The sequence below is a fragment of the uncultured Amnibacterium sp. genome (assembly GCF_964250715.1).
Classification (GTDB): domain Bacteria; phylum Actinomycetota; class Actinomycetes; order Actinomycetales; family Microbacteriaceae; genus Amnibacterium.
In genome coordinates this window covers 189119-205906 of sequence record NZ_CAXUGX010000004.1, presented here as the reverse complement: position 1 = coordinate 205906, position 16788 = coordinate 189119, and the positions used below count along the sequence as shown (strand labels likewise).

Annotated in this window: 11 protein-coding genes, 1 tRNA gene and 1 other RNA gene; 8 read left to right on the top strand and 5 right to left on the bottom strand. The window is 72.0% G+C overall.

The genetic code is table 11. The annotated features are described in order from the left end of the window. Positions 1-10: 10 nt before the first annotated feature. Positions 11-2386 (bottom strand): 7,8-didemethyl-8-hydroxy-5-deazariboflavin synthase CofG, encoded by a 2376-nt coding sequence (gene cofG, locus ACFE7H_RS06195; protein WP_375400338.1) that lies wholly within the window; start codon positions 2384-2386, stop codon positions 11-13. Positions 2387-2460: 74 nt separating this feature from the next. On the opposite strand from cofG, the gene ACFE7H_RS06190 reads away from it, so the two are divergent. The 4 genes from ACFE7H_RS06190 (at position 2461) to ACFE7H_RS06175 (ending at position 6651) form a co-directional block, all read left to right on the top strand. Further along, positions 2461-2533: transfer RNA gene (locus ACFE7H_RS06190), tRNA-Val, on the top strand. Between the two features lie 76 nt (positions 2534-2609). Next, entirely contained in the window at positions 2610-5177 is a 2568-nt protein-coding gene (locus tag ACFE7H_RS06185; protein WP_375400337.1) for a hypothetical protein, read from the top strand. After that, on the top strand, positions 5178-5918 hold the full coding sequence (locus ACFE7H_RS06180) for a zinc ribbon domain-containing protein (RefSeq protein WP_375400336.1): 741 nt from the start codon (positions 5178-5180) through the stop codon (positions 5916-5918). A 115-nt stretch (positions 5919-6033) separates the two neighbouring features. Continuing rightward, positions 6034-6651 (top strand): DUF1345 domain-containing protein, encoded by a 618-nt coding sequence (locus tag ACFE7H_RS06175; protein ID WP_375400335.1) that lies wholly within the window; start codon positions 6034-6036, stop codon positions 6649-6651. Positions 6652-6920: 269 nt separating this feature from the next. On the opposite strand, the gene rnpB is transcribed toward ACFE7H_RS06175, so the two are convergent. Both rnpB and ppgK read right to left on the bottom strand, forming a co-directional pair. Then, positions 6921-7307: RNase P RNA component class A (gene rnpB / locus ACFE7H_RS06170), an RNA gene on the bottom strand. Positions 7308-7374: 67 nt separating this feature from the next. After that, positions 7375-8190 (bottom strand): polyphosphate--glucose phosphotransferase, encoded by an 816-nt coding sequence (gene ppgK, locus ACFE7H_RS06165; protein WP_375400334.1) that lies wholly within the window; start codon positions 8188-8190, stop codon positions 7375-7377. Between the two features lie 108 nt (positions 8191-8298). Here ppgK and ACFE7H_RS06160 point away from each other — a divergent pair, with 108 nt between their 5' ends. After that, a complete protein-coding gene (locus ACFE7H_RS06160; RefSeq protein WP_375400333.1) occupies positions 8299-8469 on the top strand; it encodes an SPOR domain-containing protein in 171 nt (56 codons plus the stop codon). 48 nt (positions 8470-8517) lie between these two features. On the opposite strand, the gene panB is transcribed toward ACFE7H_RS06160, so the two are convergent. Together panB and ACFE7H_RS06150 are read right to left on the bottom strand one after the other, a co-directional pair. Further along, positions 8518-9327, bottom strand: coding sequence for a 3-methyl-2-oxobutanoate hydroxymethyltransferase (gene panB / locus ACFE7H_RS06155; RefSeq protein WP_375400332.1), 810 nt, complete (start codon positions 9325-9327; stop codon positions 8518-8520). A 56-nt stretch (positions 9328-9383) separates the two neighbouring features. Then, on the bottom strand, positions 9384-11129 hold the full coding sequence (locus ACFE7H_RS06150) for an NAD+ synthase (protein ID WP_375400331.1): 1746 nt from the start codon (positions 11127-11129) through the stop codon (positions 9384-9386). A 77-nt stretch (positions 11130-11206) separates the two neighbouring features. Between ACFE7H_RS06150 and ACFE7H_RS06145 the strand changes: the two genes are divergently transcribed. From ACFE7H_RS06145 to ACFE7H_RS06135, 3 genes are all read left to right on the top strand, one after another. Continuing rightward, a complete protein-coding gene (locus ACFE7H_RS06145; protein ID WP_375400330.1) occupies positions 11207-12547 on the top strand; it encodes a glutamine synthetase family protein in 1341 nt (446 codons plus the stop codon). A gap of 11 nt (positions 12548-12558) precedes the next feature. Beyond that, positions 12559-15618, top strand: coding sequence for a bifunctional [glutamine synthetase] adenylyltransferase/[glutamine synthetase]-adenylyl-L-tyrosine phosphorylase (locus tag ACFE7H_RS06140; RefSeq protein WP_375400329.1), 3060 nt, complete (start codon positions 12559-12561; stop codon positions 15616-15618). 312 nt (positions 15619-15930) lie between these two features. Continuing rightward, a complete protein-coding gene (locus tag ACFE7H_RS06135) occupies positions 15931-16692 on the top strand; it encodes a hypothetical protein (protein WP_375400328.1) in 762 nt (253 codons plus the stop codon). The last annotated feature ends 96 nt before the right edge of the window (positions 16693-16788 follow it).

Genomic DNA, 16788 nt, shown 5'->3' with positions numbered 1-16788 from the left:
GTTCGGCCGGTCACGCGCTCGCCGCCGCCCGCCGCTCCGCGCCCGGGTCGCCGTACACGGTGGTGCGCTGGCGCAGTTGCCGCGACAGGGAGCGGCTGATCCGGCGAGCGTCCGCGACCGTCATCCGCACCCCGTACTCGGCGCCCGCTTCGGGCAGCACGGCGCCGTCGAGCAGGGTGCCGCCCAGGTCGTCGGCGCCGGCCTGCAGCGCGGCGGGCGCTCCGGCCAGCCCGAGGCGGGTCCACGCGACCTGGATGTGGTCGATGCGGCCGTGCAGCAGCAGGCGGCTGACGGCGACCAGGGACCGGTACTCGTCGATCGCCGACCGGCCCGGGACCAGCAGTTCGGGGCCCGCGGGGATCGGCACGAACTCCGTGAAGCCGCCCGTCCGCTCCTGCAGCGCCGCGAGCGTGCGCAGGTGCGTCACCCGCTGTGCGGCGCTCTCGCCGAGCCCGGCGAACAGCACGGAGCTGGAGCGCAGCCCGACTCCGTGCGCGGTCGTCACGATGCGCAACCAGTCCTCGACGGGCAGGTCGGCGGGCGCGACCCGCCGCCGCACCGTCTCGTCGAGCACTTTGACGCCGGTACCGGGCATCGTGTCGACACCGGCGTCGCGCAGGGCGAGCAACTGGTCCCGCTCCGAGCGCCCGGTGCGGGCGGCCGCGTCAGCCACGTCCGCGGGCCGGAACGCGTGCAGGTGGATGTCGGGGCGGCACGCCTTCACGGCGGCGGCGAGCTCGGTGTACGTGGCGCCGGGCAGGGCGGCCGGCACCGTGCCCTGCATGCAGATCTCCGTGGCTCCGAGTGCCCACGCGTCGTTCACCATGGCACCCAGGTCGGCCAGCGACGGGATGCGGACGGCGGCGTCGGCACGGAAGGCGGAGGAGGCGATGTTGCGATTGACCACGTAGCTGACCGCCTCGCCGACGGTATAGCGGCGCAGATCGTTCGCGATCCCGGCCAGCGCGTCGAGCTCGGCGCCCGTCGCGGTCAGCAGGGCAGCCGCGTCGGCGTCGTCGACCGCCTCGGGCCGGTCCTCGGCGTGCGACAGCGCGCGGCGCACCGGGTCGGTCAGCACGGCCGGAGCGCCGGCGATGTGATCGCGCCGGACCGGTGTGAGGGCGAGCGCCTGGGCCGGAGGCGCGGCGCGGGTCGCGAGCAGGTCGTCCGGGTCGGCCAGCGCGAGCACGTCCGCAGCGAGCGCCGCGTCCAGCCAGCCGCCCTGGACGTCGATGTACCGCGGATGGATCGTCAGCCGCTCGCGCAGCGCGAACCCGCCCGCGGCGGTCTCGGCGGCCAGGTCGTCCAGGTGCGGCCAGGGCCGCTCCGGGTTCACGTGGTCGGCGGTCAGGGGGCTGACGCCGCCCCAGTCGTCGGCGCCCGCGCGCAGCAGGTGCTGCAACTCGTCCGGATCGGCCAGGTTCGGTGGTACCTGAATGCGCATGTCGGGCCCCAGCACGATGCGCGCCACCGCGATCGCCGCCAGGTACTCGGTGGCATCCGCATCCGGCGTCTCCTGCATCGGCGTCTGCGGCTTGGCGCGGAAGTTCTGCACGATCACCTCCTGCACGTGCCCGTGCCGGCGGTGGCTGTCGCGCAGGGCGATCAGCGACTCCGCCCGCTCGGTCAGGCTCTCGCCGATGCCGACCAGGATGCCCGTCGTGAAGGGGATGCGCGCCCGGCCGGCGTCCTCGATGACCTGCAGCCGCAGGGCGGGGTCCTTGTCGGGGGAGCCGTAGTGCACCTGGCCGCGCTCGGTGTAGAGGCGAGTGGAGGTGGTCTCCAGCATCATCCCCATCGACGGCGCGACGGGCTTCAGCCGGGCCAGCTCGGCCGCGGACATCACACCGGGATTCAGGTGCGGCAGCAGGCCGGTCTCCTGCCGCACGAGCAGGGCCATCGCCCGCACGTACTCCAGGGTGGAGGCGTAGCCGTGCTCGTCCAGCCAGGCGCGGGCGACGGGCCAGCGCTCCTCGGGCCGGTCGCCGAGGGTGAACAGCGCCTCCTTGCAGCCGCGCGCCGCGCCCTGCCGGGCGACGGCCAGGATCTGCTCGGCCCGCATGTACGCCTGCTCGCCCTTGCGCAGCAGCATGCCGGGGGTGTCGACGAAGGCGCAGTAGTGGCAGCGGTCGCGGCACAGGGTGGTGATGGGCAGGAAGACCTTGCGCGAATAGGTGATGATGCCCGGGCGCCCTGCGCGGGCCAGGCCGAGGTCGCGCAGGCGGGCTGCTGCCGCCAGCAGTCGGTCGAGCGCCTCGCCCTGCGCACCGAGCAGCGCCTGCGCCTCCGCCACGGACAGGTCGCGCTGCAGGCCGTCCTCGCCGCCCGGCCCGTCGATCCGGTCGAGCGTGCGGGCCAGGACGGCCGGAGGAGCGAGGGTGGTCACCGTCGCAAGCCTACGAACTCCCGCGACACTGCTTGGGTACGCTTACCCTTCCAGCCGGCGGCGCGGCCGCGCGGGGGCCTTTAGCTCAGTTGGTAGAGCGCCACGTTTACACCGTGGATGTCATCGGTTCGAGCCCGGTAGGGCCCACACCTGCGCGGGGCTCGGCGCGCAACCCACCCGCGGCTTCCGCGGGTGCGGGCGATCGGCTGGGTACGCTGCTGCCGTGGTGCAGGGGGGCGACGGGTCGGTGACGCGCACGACCGCCCGGTCGCAGGCCGACCCCGAGGCCGAGTTGCATGACGACGACGAGCTCGCGGCGGTCATCGCGGCCCAGATCCAGTCGTACACCTCCACGGCGCCGTTGCCCCTGATCGATCCCAGAAACGACCCGCGGCTGCGGCCGATCACCTTCGACGACGACGCGGATGAAGAGGAGCCCCAGGATTCGGAGCGCTCCACTTCGCGGCAGACTGCCGACGGGCCGCAAGTGGAACCGGAGGCGGATCCGGAGCAGGACCCCGCTCCCTCCGCTCCGCCTGCCCCCTCCGCGCCCTCCATTCGTGCCACGGCGGACGATCCTCGCTTCGCCGCCGAGCCGTCAGAGGTGACGCAGGCCATCCCGATCGCTGCGGCGGCCGACCGCGCTCCCCTCGTTCCCGCATCGCGTCGCTCTGCGCACGCTGCCCAGAGCGGGCCAACGGAGAGCGGCCGGACCCAGAGCGGCCCGACGGAGAGCGACCCGACGGAGAGCGGGCCGCGGACCGCTTCGCCGAGCGAGCCGCCGCCCACCGAGCCGATCTCCGTCCAGTTGCGCGCCGAGCTGTCGCCGGAGCGGGCGGATCTGCCCGTGCCGCTCGTCGACTCCGGGCCGCTCGTCGTGCCGCCGAGCCTGTACGAGGAGTGGGAGCGCACGCTCCGTCGCATCGGCCAGCCCGCCGACGACGGCGCGCCGACCGCAGGGGCGGACGGCGAACCCGCGACCGCGGTGCCGGTGCCCGCGCCCGCGCCGGTTCCCGATGCGGATACGGCCGTCGCTGCGGCACGTCTCGACACGCAGCCCGTGGTGTCCCAAGCGGGCGGATCCGAAGCCGAGCCTGCTGCGGAGGAGCCCGCGGCCGCCGAGCCGCGGGACGCGGCCGTGCGGTCACTCGTCCGACCGGACATCCGTCCGCCGTCGGTGTCCTCAGCGCCATCAGCGCCTGGAGTGCCGACCGCGCCTGCCGAGGACGGGGTCGCCCCTGAGCCGGACATCGCACCGCCGCCAGTAGCAGTGGATCCGATATCGGTCCGACCGGCGCCACTTCCATCGGCACCAGCCCCGCCGGCACTAGGCGACACCGCCGAACCGATCGACCCGGACGAGACGGACGACCGGGTCGACTCGGCTGCAGACGTTCGTGCCGCAGCCGCGGTCGCCGTTGTGGACCCCGTCGACGCCGACCGGATCGCGTCGCGCTCCGGGCTGCTGGCCGGGCTGCTCGGGTGGGCGACGGTGCTCGTCAGCGCGCCGATCCTGTTGCTCGGACTCCTTCTCGGCGACCCCGCCGTCGGGCAGCCCGTGACCGCAGCCGTCGGCATCGCGATCGGCGCGGTCCTCGCCCTGCCGGGGTCGCTCCGCCTCGCGAACCGCGCGATCGCCTCGGGCGGCGTCGTGCGCGCGCTTCAGGGTCTGCTCGGTCCGCCGCTCGGGACGGTCGCGGCGGTGCTGCTGGTGATCACGCGGATCCTGGCCGTCGGGCTGCTGCTGCTCGCGACCGACGAGCTGGCAGCGGCATTCGTGACCCGAACCGGTGTGCTGCCGTCACTGCCCGGCGGGGTCACAGCGGTCATCGCGGTCTTGGCCGTCACCACGTTCGGGCTGATCGGCGCACTGTTCCGCTCCCGGGCCGCGACCGTCGTGGTCGGGATCGTCGGCTTCCTCGGCGTCGTCGTCACACTGCTGCTCGTCGCGCTGCTCACCTCCTCCGCCGGCATCCGCGCGGGCGGCGCACCGGAGGTGCAGCCGGTCGCCGCGGTCGCCGCAGCCGTCTTCGCCGTGGTCGTGCTGCTGCTCGGCGGCGGTCCCGGTGCTGCGCTCGCCCGCATCGCGTCGACCGGTTCGCGATGGACGGCCCTGATCGGCGGCGTGATCGCCGCCCTCGTAGCCGGGGCGACCTGGGTGACCGTCATGCAGATCGCCTCCGCCGGCGCGGTAGGAGCCGTACCCGCAGACACGCTGGCCGGCGGCATCGTCGACGCCACGGCTGCACAGCTGGCCGTGCCGGTCGGAGTGGCTGCGCTGGTCGCCGTCGCCGCCGGAGTGGCCGTACTCGCCCGGACCGGCGGCGACCTGCTCGCGGGCCTGGCGCGGGTGCCGGGATCGCGGGGACCGGCCGGCGCCGCCGTCGCGCTCGCTTCCGTCGCCGTGGCGCTCGGTCTGGTGGCGGCCGGCGTGGACGCCGGCGAGGTCGTCGGCCGATACGCGCCGATCGTGCTCGTCCCGCTCGCGGCCCTCGCCGGATTCGCGGCCACGGCACCCCGGGTCCGCTCCCGACCGGCCGCAGGGTCGGTAGCAGGTATCGGGCTGCTGGTCGCCACGATCGTCGGTCTGCTCGCCGTCGACGGGCTGGTCGTTGCCAGCGAGCGCGGTCCGCTGCTCACGGCCCTCGGCGTGACGGGCACGCCTCTGGCCGTCGGCCTGGGCGCCGCCCTGATCCTCGGCGCGCTGACCGGCCTCGTAGCCCTATCCGTTGGACGATCCCGGCCGGTGGAGCCGCCGGCCCGCGAGGCCGACGCGGATACAGTGGCGTAGGTGAGCCCGACCGCGCCACCGGATGTGCAGGCGCGACTGCTCGACCTGCAGGCGTTCGACTCCGAACTCGGTCGCCTCACCGCCGAGCGGCGCCGGCTGGAGTCCGGCGCCGAACTCGCGGCCGCGGACGCGGAGCGCACCCGACTGCGGCGGGTCGTCGCCGACGGGCGGGGCGCCCTGGACGACCTGCAGACGGCGCTGCGCCGTACCGAGAGCGATGTGGCGGTCGTCGAGCAACGCCTGCAGCGCGATCGGCAGCGGTTGGCGACGACCGCATCGCCGAAGGACGCGCAAGGGCTGGAGCAGGAAATCGCAGCCCTGGTGCGCCGGCGAGGCACGCTCGAAGATGCCGAGCTGGCGGTCATGCAGCAGGTCGAGGACGCGGAGGCGGCCCTCGCGGCCGCGCAGGGCGGGCTCGCCGCCGCGGAGGCGCGGGTCGCGACGCTGCAGGGCGCGCGCGACGACGCACTCGCCGCTGTTGCAGCCGCGGAACGGACCGTCTCCGCGGAGCGGTTGGCGCTCGTCGACGATCTGCCCGCCGACCTGGTAGCGCTCTACGACCGGCAGCGCACCCGGTACGGCGTGGGTGCCGCACTGCTGCGGCGCGGAGTGTCAGGAGGCAGCAACGTGCAGCTGACCGGCGCCGATCTGGCGGCGATCCGCGCGGCTGCCCCGGATGCGGTGCTGCTCGATCCGGAGAGCGGCTGCATCCTGGTGCGCACCGACGAGAGCGGGCTGTAGGTGCGTTGCCGCGATCGGTTCGGGCCGGTGATCCGTCCCGGCGTCGGACGCCGAGTGACGGGACGTCGTGGCTTCGTCGCCGGCTGAACGGCGGGTTCGACCGGCACGGCGGTCCGTGGTACTCGCCCGGATGCTGGTCGCGGCGGTGATCGGCGTGCTGGCCGGCGTGGGCGGTGGGGTGTCGGCGCGCTCCGTCCCGGTCGGTCTGGTGCTCGGCTGGACGGTCGCGGCGGCGGTGTTCCTCGTGTTCACCTGGGTGACGGTGACGCCGATGAGTGCGGCGCAGACGGCGTCGCACGCCACCCGAGAGGATCCGACGCGGCCGTGGGCCGACGCGATCCTGGTGATCACGAGTCTGGCCAGCTTGGCGAGTGTCGCCCTGCTGGTGGCGAATCCGCCGTCGCCGGTCGGTCGCGTGCCGAGCGCGGCCCTGGCTGTGGGCAGCGTGGTGTCGTCGTGGTTCCTGGTGCACACGATCTTCACGTTGCAGTACGCGGCGCTCTATTACACGCCGCCGAAGGGCGGGATCGACTTCAACCAGAACGAGGATCCCGCGTACCTCGATTTCGCCTATCTGGGCTTCTCGCTGGGAATGACGTACCAGGTTTCGGACACGGCGATCAGGTCACCCGTGATCCGCCGTGCGGCGCTGGTGCACTCGCTGCTGTCCTACCTGCTGGGCGCGGTGGTCCTGGCAGGCACGCTGAACCTGGTCTTCGGCCTCGCCGCCTGACCTGCGCCCGCTTCGACTCGCGCGGTACCTGCGCCCTCCCGCGGTAGGAACACCTACCGCGCAACCCCACAGCCACCGCGCGAAGCAACTCCGCCAACGTGAGTGGCCCGACCCGCGCCGTGCGCTGGTTCGGGAGGCCTGCCGACTTGCTCGGTGTGCCGGCCTGCCCACGACCCGCGCCGCGCCCGCGCTGGTTCGGGAGGTGCGCCGACTTGCTCGGCGTGCCGGACTGCCCACGACCCGCGCCGCAGAAGCGGCGGCGCGGAAATGGGAATGGGCCGGCGATACGCCGGGTTCTGTCCCGTCGCACTCGCGTGCGGCGGTGACGGCCATCTATCTCGGGACATACGTTGCCGCAGTCCTCCAGCGGTCTACCCGGGACCATCGGCGAGCAGCCGAGTCGGTCCCTGTTCGACCTTGCTCCGGGCGAGGTTTACCCAGCAGGCCCGGTCACCCGGGCCTCTGGTGGTCTCTTACACCACCGTTTCACCCTTACCCCGGTCGCTTGCGCGGCCGTGGCGGTCTGCTTTCTGTTGCACTTGCTCTCGGGTCGCCCCGGGTGGGTGTTACCCACCGCCCTGCTCTGTGGAGCCCGGACGTTCCTCGGCGGTCGTCGCTCTTCGAGCGGCGGCCGACGCGACCGTCTGCCGGCCCATTCCGTGTTCCGAATGCTATCTGGACGGCTCGGCCTTCTCGACTGCTCGGCCCTCTTGACGGGTCGGCTCAGGCGGGCGGGTTGGTACTGGTGCTGCGGACGAGCTGCTCGGCGCCGCGGGTGGGCCGGTCGCCGGAGCCGTGTGCGGCGAGGGCGGCGGCGCCGAGGATTCCGGCGTTGTTGCGCAGGGTCGCGGCGACGATGGGGGTCTTCAGTTTGAGGAAGTGCATGAACTCGTCGGCGTGCTTGCTGACGCCGCCGCCGACGATGATCAGGTCGGGGGAGAACAGTTTCTCGAGGGTCTCGTAGTACTCCTGCAGGCGGCCGGCCCACTGCTTCCAGGTGAGGTCTTTGCGTTCTTTGGCGGAGTAGGCCGCGAACTTCTCGTAGTCGTGCCGATCGCCGATGTCGATGTGGCCGAGTTCGGCGTTGGGGACGAGCTGGTTGCGGTAGATGATCGCGGAGCCGATGCCGGTGCCGAGGGTGGTCATGATGACGAGGTCGTCCACGTCTTTGGCGGCGCCGAACTCGCTCTCGGCGTAGCCGGCGGCGTCGGCGTCGTTGACGAAGGTGATGTCTCGGTCCAGGGAGCGCTCGAACAGCTGCTCGGCGGCGAGGCCGATCCATTTCTTGGAGACGTTCGCGGCGGACATGGTGCGGCCGTCGCGGACGACGGCGGGGAAGCAGATGCCGATGGGCACGTCGGCGCCGGCACTGCCGACCTGGCCGAGGATCGTCTTGACGACGGCGACGATGTCGTCGGGCTCGCCGCCGGGCGGTGTCGCCTGCTTCAAGCGTTCGCTTAACAGCTGGCCGCTGTCGGTGTCCACGAGGGCCCCCTTGATGCCCGTGCCGCCGATGTCGATACCGATCGCGTGAACCACGCCGCTCACAGTAGTGCAGGCCGATTACGCTCCATCCGAGCCGTTTGAGAGCGGCGTCGATGTGGACAGCGTCGGTGGATACGCCGTTGATGAGCACAGGGAGATGCCGTGTCGGACGAGCAGTGGTGGTACAACACGAGGACCGGCCAGGTGGAGCACGGCATGGTGTCGCCCGCGCCCGATCGCGCCGGTCCGTTCGCGACGGAGGCGGAGGCGGCGAAGGCGCCGGACCGAATCCGGGAGAACAGCCGCCGCTGGGCGGAGGACGACGACCGCTGACGGCGGCGCCGGCTGCTGACAGCGCTGAGTGTCAGCGATCGCCGACGGTCAGTGGTACTCGTGCTCCGGAGCGGGGTAGCTGCCGTTCGCCACGTCGTCGCGGTAGGCGGTGACGGCGTCGGTCAGCACACCGCGCAGGTCGGCGTACTGCTTGACGAAGGTGGGCACGCGGCCGCCGGAGAAGCCGGCGAAGTCGGTCCACACCATCAGTTGGCCGTCCACGTGGGGCCCTGCGCCGACGCCGATGGTGGGGATCGACAGCGCTTCGGTCACCCGCTGCGCGGCGGCGGAGGGGACCATCTCCAGCACGACCGAGAACGCTCCGGCGTCCTCCACGGCCAACGCGTCGGCGAGCAGGTCGTCGGCGGCGTCGCCGCGACCCTGCACCCGATGACCGCCCAGGGCGTGCTCGCTCTGCGGCGTGAAGCCGATGTGCGCCATCACGGGCACCCCGGCGTCGACGATGCGGCGGATCTGCTCCGCGCTGCGCCGGCCACCCTCCAGCTTGACGGCGTGGGCGCCGGTCTCCTTCATGAACCGGACCGCGGTGGTCAACGCCTGCTGGGGGCCGACCTCGTACGACCCGAACGGCAGATCCGCGACGACGAACGCCCGGCTGACCGCTCCGGCCACCGCGCGCGCGAGCGGGATCAGTTCGTCCGCGGTCACGGGCACGGTCGTCTCGTAGCCGAGCACCACATTGCCCGCGGAGTCGCCCACCAGCAGAAAGTCGATGCCGGCGGCGTCGAAGATCGCGGCTGTCTGCACGTCGTAGCTGGTCAGCCCGGTGATCTTGTGCCCGGATCGTTTGGCGTCGAGGAAGTGACGGGTGCGCACCTTCGCGCGGGGCTCTGCCATACGGCGAGCGTAGCGATGCCGTCCGTGCGCGCCGGGCGAGCGAGGTGACGGGCCGCTCAGTCGACGGGGCGGTAGGTGATCGGCAGGCGGCGGTCGCGGCCGAAGGCCATGTGCGAGATCTTGGGGCCGATCGCACTCTGGCGGCGCTTCCACTCCGCATGGTCGGTCAGCTCGACCACCTGGTCGACGACTTTTTCGTCGTAGCCGGCGGCCAGCACCTGCTCGCGACTGCGTTGCTCGGTGATGTACAGCTCCAGGATCGCGTCCAGGTCCTCGTACGAGGGCAGGGTCTCTTGATCCGTCTGATCCACCCGCAACTCGGCCGACGGCGGCTTGGAGATGGAGTTCTCGGGGATCGGCGCGCGTTCGCCCCGTGACTCCGCAGCCCGGTTGCGCCAGCGGGCCAGCTCCCAGACCAGCATCTTGGGCACGTCCTTCAACGGTGCGAACCCGCCGACGGAGTCGCCGTAGATCGTCGAGTAGCCGACGGACAGCTCGCTCTTGTTGCCGGTCGTCAGCACCAGGTGGCCCTCCTGGTTCGACAGCGCCATCAGGATCAGCGCCCGCGCGCGGGCCTGGATGTTCTCGGCGGCGAGGCCCTGCAGGTGCAGTTGCGACTCGAACGGGACGACCAGATCCTCGATCGCCTCGGTGCGGTAGTGCAGGCCCAACCGCTCGGCCAGGTCGTCGGCGTCGGAGCGCGAGTGCCCGGAGGAGTAGCGGCTGGGCATCGACACCCCGTACACCCGGTCGGGGCCGAGCCGGTCGACGGCCAGCGACGCGATGACGGAGGAGTCGATCCCGCCGGAGAGGCCGAGGATCACGGAGCGGAAGCCGTTCTTTCCGACGTAGTCGGCGAGCCCCAGGCCGAGCGCCTCCCAGACCTGCTGCAGGTCGTCGGGGGGCACCGCGACGTCTGGCTGTAGTGGAGGCCGCTCCCGCCGGTGCTTCGGCACGCTGAACCGCTGCACCCCCTCCACCACGCTGGGCTCGCTGACCGGGTCGAGGTCGACATCGACGACGAGCAGGTGCTCGCGGAACTGCGGCGCGCGGGCGATCACCGTTCCGGTGCGATCGACGACCACGCTGTCGCCGTCGAAGACCAGGTCGTCCTGACCGCCGACGATGTTCACGTAGGCGACCACCGCGTCGGTCTCGGTCGCGCGACGCGTGACGAGCGGCAGGCGCACGTCGTCCTTGTCGCGTTCGTAGGGCGAGGCGTTGATCACGAGCAGCACGCCCGCATCGGCGGACGCCACGCGGCTGACCGGGCCGCCGTCGCGCCAGATGTCCTCGCAGACGGCCAGCGCCACATCCACGTCGCCGCCCGCGGGGTCCTCGATGCGCAGCACGACCAGCTCGTCGCCGGGGATGAAGTTGCGGTACTCGTCGAACACGGAGTAGTTCGGCAGGTGGAACTTCGCCTGCCGTGCCAGCAGTCCGCCGCCGAACAGGACGGCGGCGCAGTTCTGCGCGATCGACCTGGGCGACGTGCTGGGGTCGTCCGGCCGGGGCTCGAAGGGCCCGTCCGGGAAGCCGATGACGACCGGCAGGTCGCCGCAGCCGGCTTGCTCCAGCCGGCGGGCCAGTTCGAGCAGGTGCGCGTGGGATGCCGCGAGGAACGCCGGGCGGGTCGCCAGGTCCTCGATCGGGTAGCCGGAGAGCGCCATCTCGCCGAGCGCCACCAGGTCGGCCCCGGCATCCCGTGCCCGCTGCGCCGCGTCGAGCGCAGCGGCGGTGTTCGCCGCGAAGTCGCCCACCACCGGGTTCGTCTGTGCCAGCGCGATCCGCAGCTTGGGCATACCGGATAGCCTAATCCGGCGTCCGACACGGCCTTCTTACGCCCTCGACGCGAAGACGGTCAGGAGAAGAACCGAGCGTGGTCGACAAACAGCGTGACTTCGTGCTCCGCACGATCGAAGAGCGCGGCATCAAGTTCGTGCGGCTCTGGTTCACCGATGTGGTCGGCACCCTGAAGTCGATCGTGATCGCCCCGGCCGAGGTCGAGGGCGCGTTCGCCGAGGGGATCGGCTTCGACGGATCCGCGATCGAGGGCTTCACGCGATCGCACGAGGCCGACGTGCTCGCGCAGCCCGATCCCGGCACGTTCCAGATCCTGCCGTGGCGGGGCGAGATCGATCCCACCGCCCGCATGTTCTGCGACATCACGACGCCCGACGGGCAGCCCGCGGTCGCCGACCCCCGCAACGTGCTGAAGCGCACCCTGGCGAAGGCGGCGGATCGCGGGTTCACCTTCTACACGCATCCCGAGATCGAGTTCTACCTGCTGAAGTCCAGCACGGTGGGGCCGAACGGGCCCGAGCCGGTCGACTCCGCCGGCTTCTTCGACAACGTTCCGGGCGGCACCGCCCACGACTTCCGCCGCCGCAGCGTGCGCATGCTGGAGGACCTCGGCATCTCGGTGGAGTTCAGCCACCACGAGGTCGGGCCCGGCCAGAACGAGATCGACCTGCGCTACGCCGACGCGCTCACCACCGCCGACAACGTGATGACGTTCCGCACCGTGGTCAAGGAGGTGGCGATCGAGCAGGGCGTGCACGCGACGTTCATGCCGAAGCCCCTCACCGGACATCCCGGCAGCGGCATGCACACGCACCTGTCGCTGTTCGAGGGCGATGTGAACGCCTTCCACGATCCGGGCGGCGAGTACCAGCTCTCACAGCTGGGCCGGCACTTCATCGCCGGACTGCTGCGGCACGCCCCCGAGATCACAGCGATCACCAACCAGTACGTCAACTCCTACAAGCGGCTCTGGGGCGGCGACGAGGCGCCCAGCTACGTCAGCTGGGGCCACAACAACCGCTCCGCGCTCGTGCGGGTACCGCTCTACAAGCCGGGCAAGACCAACTCGTCGCGGGTCGAGTACCGCGCGATCGACTCCGCGGCCAACCCGTACCTCGCGTTCGCGCTCATCCTCGCGGCCGGTTTGAAGGGGATCGAGCACGGCTACGAGCTGCCGCCCGAGGCCGAGGACGACGTGTGGTCGCTCTCCGACGGTGAGCGGCGCGCGCTCGGGTTCGATCCGCTGCCCGCCAGCCTGAACGAGGCCGTGCACCTGGCCGAGCAGTCCGAGTTGGTCGCCGAGACGCTGGGCGAGCAGGTCTTCACCTACGTGCTCGCGAACAAGCGCAAGGAGTGGGAGCAGTACCGCGCCCAGGTGACGCCGTACGAGCTCGCGACGAACCTCGAGCTGTTGTAACGGCAACGGGCGTGGACCGGACGGCGCCGCGGCTCGGTGACCTGGCCCGGCTGGGGTTCTCCCGACTCGACGAGGCGGCGACGGTCTTCTCTGCGCTGGAGCGGGGGACCGGAGTCGAGCTCCCGGTTCTGATGCGGCTGTTCGAGCGTCCCGTCGCCGACGCCGATGAGGCGGTCGCGCGGCTCCTCCGGCTGCTGGAGCGCGACGCCGGCGGCCTGGCCCGAGCGCTGCGCGACGACGGCGCCGGTCCCGTCCGGTTGGTCGCGGTGCTCGGCGCGTCGGCGGGACTCGCGGAGTTCCTCGTCCGGCATCCGCAGGAGGTGCAGGCGCTATCCGAGACGCGGATGCCCTCGGGACTGCCGTCGGCCGCCGAACTGCTGTCCGACCTGCTGGAGTCGGTGGGCGATGACCACGGCTTCGCCCGCCTGACGGGCGCGGCGGCACGCCGGGCCCTGCGGGTGCGGTACCGGCGTCGCCTGCTGCAGATCGCAGCCTGGGACCTGACCCAGTCCTCCGCGGTCGCCGTCGTCGAGCCGGTCTCGGCGTGTCTCGCCGACCTGGCCGCTGCCGCGCTCGAGGCTGCGCTCGCCGTCGCCCGGACGCAGCACGCGGGCTTCACGCACTCCGGCGGCACTCCGCTGGACAGCGCTCTGCTGGACGACAGTCACCTGGACAGCACCAACCTGGACAGCAGTGACCTGGATAGCGCCGCCGCGCGGCGCCGCGTGTCCGACACGCGACTGGCGGTGATCGGGTTCGGCAAGGCGGGTGCCCGCGAGTTGAACTACGTGAGCGACGTGGACGTCGTCTTCGTCGCGGAGGGGAACGAGGGTCTCTCCACGGACGTGGCGATCGCGACCGCCACGAAGCTGGCGATCACGGCGATGCGGCTGCTGGACGAGACGGACGTGGAGCCCGCCCTCTGGCAGGTCGATACCGCTCTCCGGCCCGAGGGCAAAGACGGCGCGCTCGTCCGCACCCTCGACTCCCACGTCGCCTACTACCGCCGGTGGGCCAGCGGCTGGGAGTTCCAGGCGCTGTTGAAGGCGCGACCGCTGGCGGGCGACGCGTCGTTGGGGGAGCGGTACGTGGACGCGGTCCGGCCGCTGGTCTGGCAGGCGGCCGCGCAGGGCGATTTCGTGCATTCCGTCCAGCGCATGCGCGAGCGGGTGATCGAACACATCCCGGCGGCCGAGGCAGACCGGCAGTTGAAACTGGGGCCCGGCGGCCTGCGCGACATCGAATTCACCGTGCAGCTGCTGCAGCTGGTGCACGGACGCACGGATGCCGACATCCGGCAGCGCGCGACGCTGCCGGCGCTGCGGGCGCTCGCGGGAGACGGCTACATCGGCCGAGTGGAGGCCGCCGAGTTCGGCGAGGACTACCGCATCCTGCGGCTGCTGGAGCACCGCCTGCAGCTGGCCCGGCTGCAGCGCACGCACCTGATGCCGACCGATCCGGCCCAGTTGCGCGCGCTGGCCCGCGCGAGCGGACTGGCAGCCGACGCGGATTCCCTCGTGGAGCGATGGCGCGGAGTGCGTACTCGCGTCCGCGGGCTGCACGAGCGACTCTTCTACCGTCCCCTGCTCGGCGAGACGGCGCGGCTCTCGCCGGACGACGCCGCGCTGACGACCGCCTCCGCGCTCGACCGCCTCGCCGGTGTCGGCTACCGCGATCCGCGCAGCGCCCTCGCGCACATCACGGCCCTGACCGGCGGCGTCTCACGCCGCGCCGCGATCCAGCGGACCCTGCTGCCGGTGCTGCTGCAGTGGTTCGCGGAGGGACCGGATCCCGACATGGGTCTGCTCGCCTTCCGCCGGCTCAGCGAGCAGCTCGGCGACAGCGACTGGTACCTGCGCATGCTGCGGGACACGCCGACGACCGCCCGCCGGTTGACGACCGTGCTCTCCACCTCCCGCTTCGTCACGAACCTGCTGGACCGGTATCCGGAGGCGGTGGCGTGGCTGGCGCGGGACGAGGACCTGCGTCCGCGGCCTGCGGCGTTGCTGCGGGAGGAGACCTCGGCGACGGTCCGGCGCCATGCCGACCGCGACGGGGCCGCGGCGGCGCTGCGGGTGGCACGGCGCCGCGAGGTACTGCGGCTCGCCCTCGGCGCGCTCGCCGGCACGATCTCCGTGCAGCAGCTGGGGGAGGCGCTCGCCGATACGACCACGATGGCGCTGACCGGCGCGTTGCGCAGCGTCCGCCGTGATGACGGGCCGTGGCCGGAGTTCGCGGTCATCGCGATGGGGCGCTACGGCGGTGCGGAGCTGGGCTTCGGTTCGGACGCCGACGTGATCGTCGTGTACCGGCCGGTCGCGGGGATGGCGCCGGACACCGCGCAGCGCCAGGCCGAGTACCTGGTCGCCGAGCTGCAGCGACTGACGACGGATCCGCGGCTGCCGCTCGACCTCGACCTGGACCTGCGGCCGGAGGGCAGGAACGGCGCGGTCGTGCGGTCCCTCCGCTCGTATCAGGCGTACTACGAGCGGTGGTCGCTCACGTGGGAGTCGCAGGCGCTGCTGCGGGCGACGGGCGTCGCCGGCGACCACGACCTGGTCCGCGACTTCATGGCGCTCGTCGACCGGCTGCGCTATCCGCGGCGGATCGACGCCGCCCAGCAGCGCGAGCTGCGGCGCATCAAGGCGCGGGTGGAGACCGAACGGCTGCCGAAGGGTGCGGATCCGCTGCGACACCTGAAGCTCGGTCGCGGCAGCATCTCGGACGTGGAGTGGCTCGTCCAGCTGCTGCAGCTGCGCCATGCCGCCCGCGTGCCGGCGCTGCGCACCACCTCGACCCTGCGGGCTCTCGACGCCGCGGTCGCGGCGCGGCTGATCGGCCGCGCGGACGCGGCCGTGCTGCGCGAGGCCTGGCTGTTCGCGTCCCGCACCCGGTCCGCGGTCACGCTCTGGACCAGCCGGACGAGCGACCTGCTGCCGACCGACCGCCACGACCTGGAGGGCGTCGCCCGCATCCTGGAGTACCCGCCCGGCTCGGCGACGACGCTGGAGGAGGACTACCTGCGCATCACCCGCCACGCCCGCCAGGTCTTCGAGCGCCTCTACGTCTGACCTGGAGGTTCACCCTTCGACGCCTCCCGGGCGCGAAAGTGTCAACACCCGTCGCGTTCGAGGTTCATTTCTTGACGCCTCCTGCGGGCGTCAGCGTCAGGAATTGAACCTCCAACCGGGCGGTGTGGAGAACGGGCCGTGCCGCTGCACGAAGCCCGCAACAGTATCCCGGTGCGCCGGCCGCTCCCACTCCCCGATACCCTCCGAGCCCTCCCATTCGATCGCTCCGCGGTCGTGAAAGCCGGATATTCGCAGGGCCGGCTGAATCGGAAGGACATACACCGCCCATACCACGGCGTGCACTCGACGGTCGTGCCGGAGACCCTGCTCGAACGCTGCCGGGCGTATGCGGTGCGTCTGCGTCCAGGTCAGGCGTTCAGCCATGAGACGGCCGCGCTCATGCACGAGATGCCGTTGCCCGTGCGCATGTCGGCCGTCGAGCCGCTGCACGTCAGTTGCGTCCGCCCATCCACGCCGCCGCGCACGACCGGCGTCGTCGGGCACCGACTCGCAGCGCCCGCCGTCTTGGTCGACGTGCAGAACATGCCGGTGTGCGCGCCGTCGGAAGCCTGGGTGCAACTGGCTCCGCGTCTGACCGTCGACGAGCTCATCATCCTCGCGGACCACCTCCTCACGGTCTCGCCGCTCGACGACGACATGACTCGACGGCTGTTGCGGCAGCGCATCGCAGCAGGCAGGCGGCCGGCAGTCGCAGCACTCCGCAATGCGCTGCATGAGGCACGTCGCCCCGTCCTGTCGCCGGGCGAGACGCGGGTGCGACTTCTGCTGGTCCGGGCCGGCATCCGCGAGCCGGAGCTGAATGCGCCTGTCCACGACGCGTCTGGACGCTACCTCGGCAGGCCGGATCTGCTTTGGCGGCATGAGCGGGTGATGCTGGAGTACGAGGGCGATGGGCACCGGGAGCGACAGCAGTTTCGTGCGGACATCGAGCGATACGAACTGTTCCGCGATGCGGGCTGGGAGGTGATTCGGGTGTCAGCGGCTGATCTGCACGGCGCACGATGCGACGCGCTCGTCGCGCGTGTCCGCCAGCGCCTGCAGCGCGCGGTGTGACTTCGCCGATCGGGTCCCCTCGAGGTTCAGTTCTCGACGCGGAGACGCGTCGGAGCGTCGAGAACTGAACCTTCAGGCGTGGAAGCGGGGAGAGCG

What these genes read in the sequence shown, in the direction of transcription:
- panB (WP_375400332.1), bottom strand. Translation starts at nt 9,327, where the DNA reads ATGGCAGAGCCCCGCGCGAAGGTGCGCACCCGTCACTTCCTCGACGCC.
- ACFE7H_RS06150 (WP_375400331.1), bottom strand. Translation starts at nt 11,129, where the DNA reads ATGCCCAAGCTGCGGATCGCGCTGGCACAGACGAACCCGGTGGTGGGC.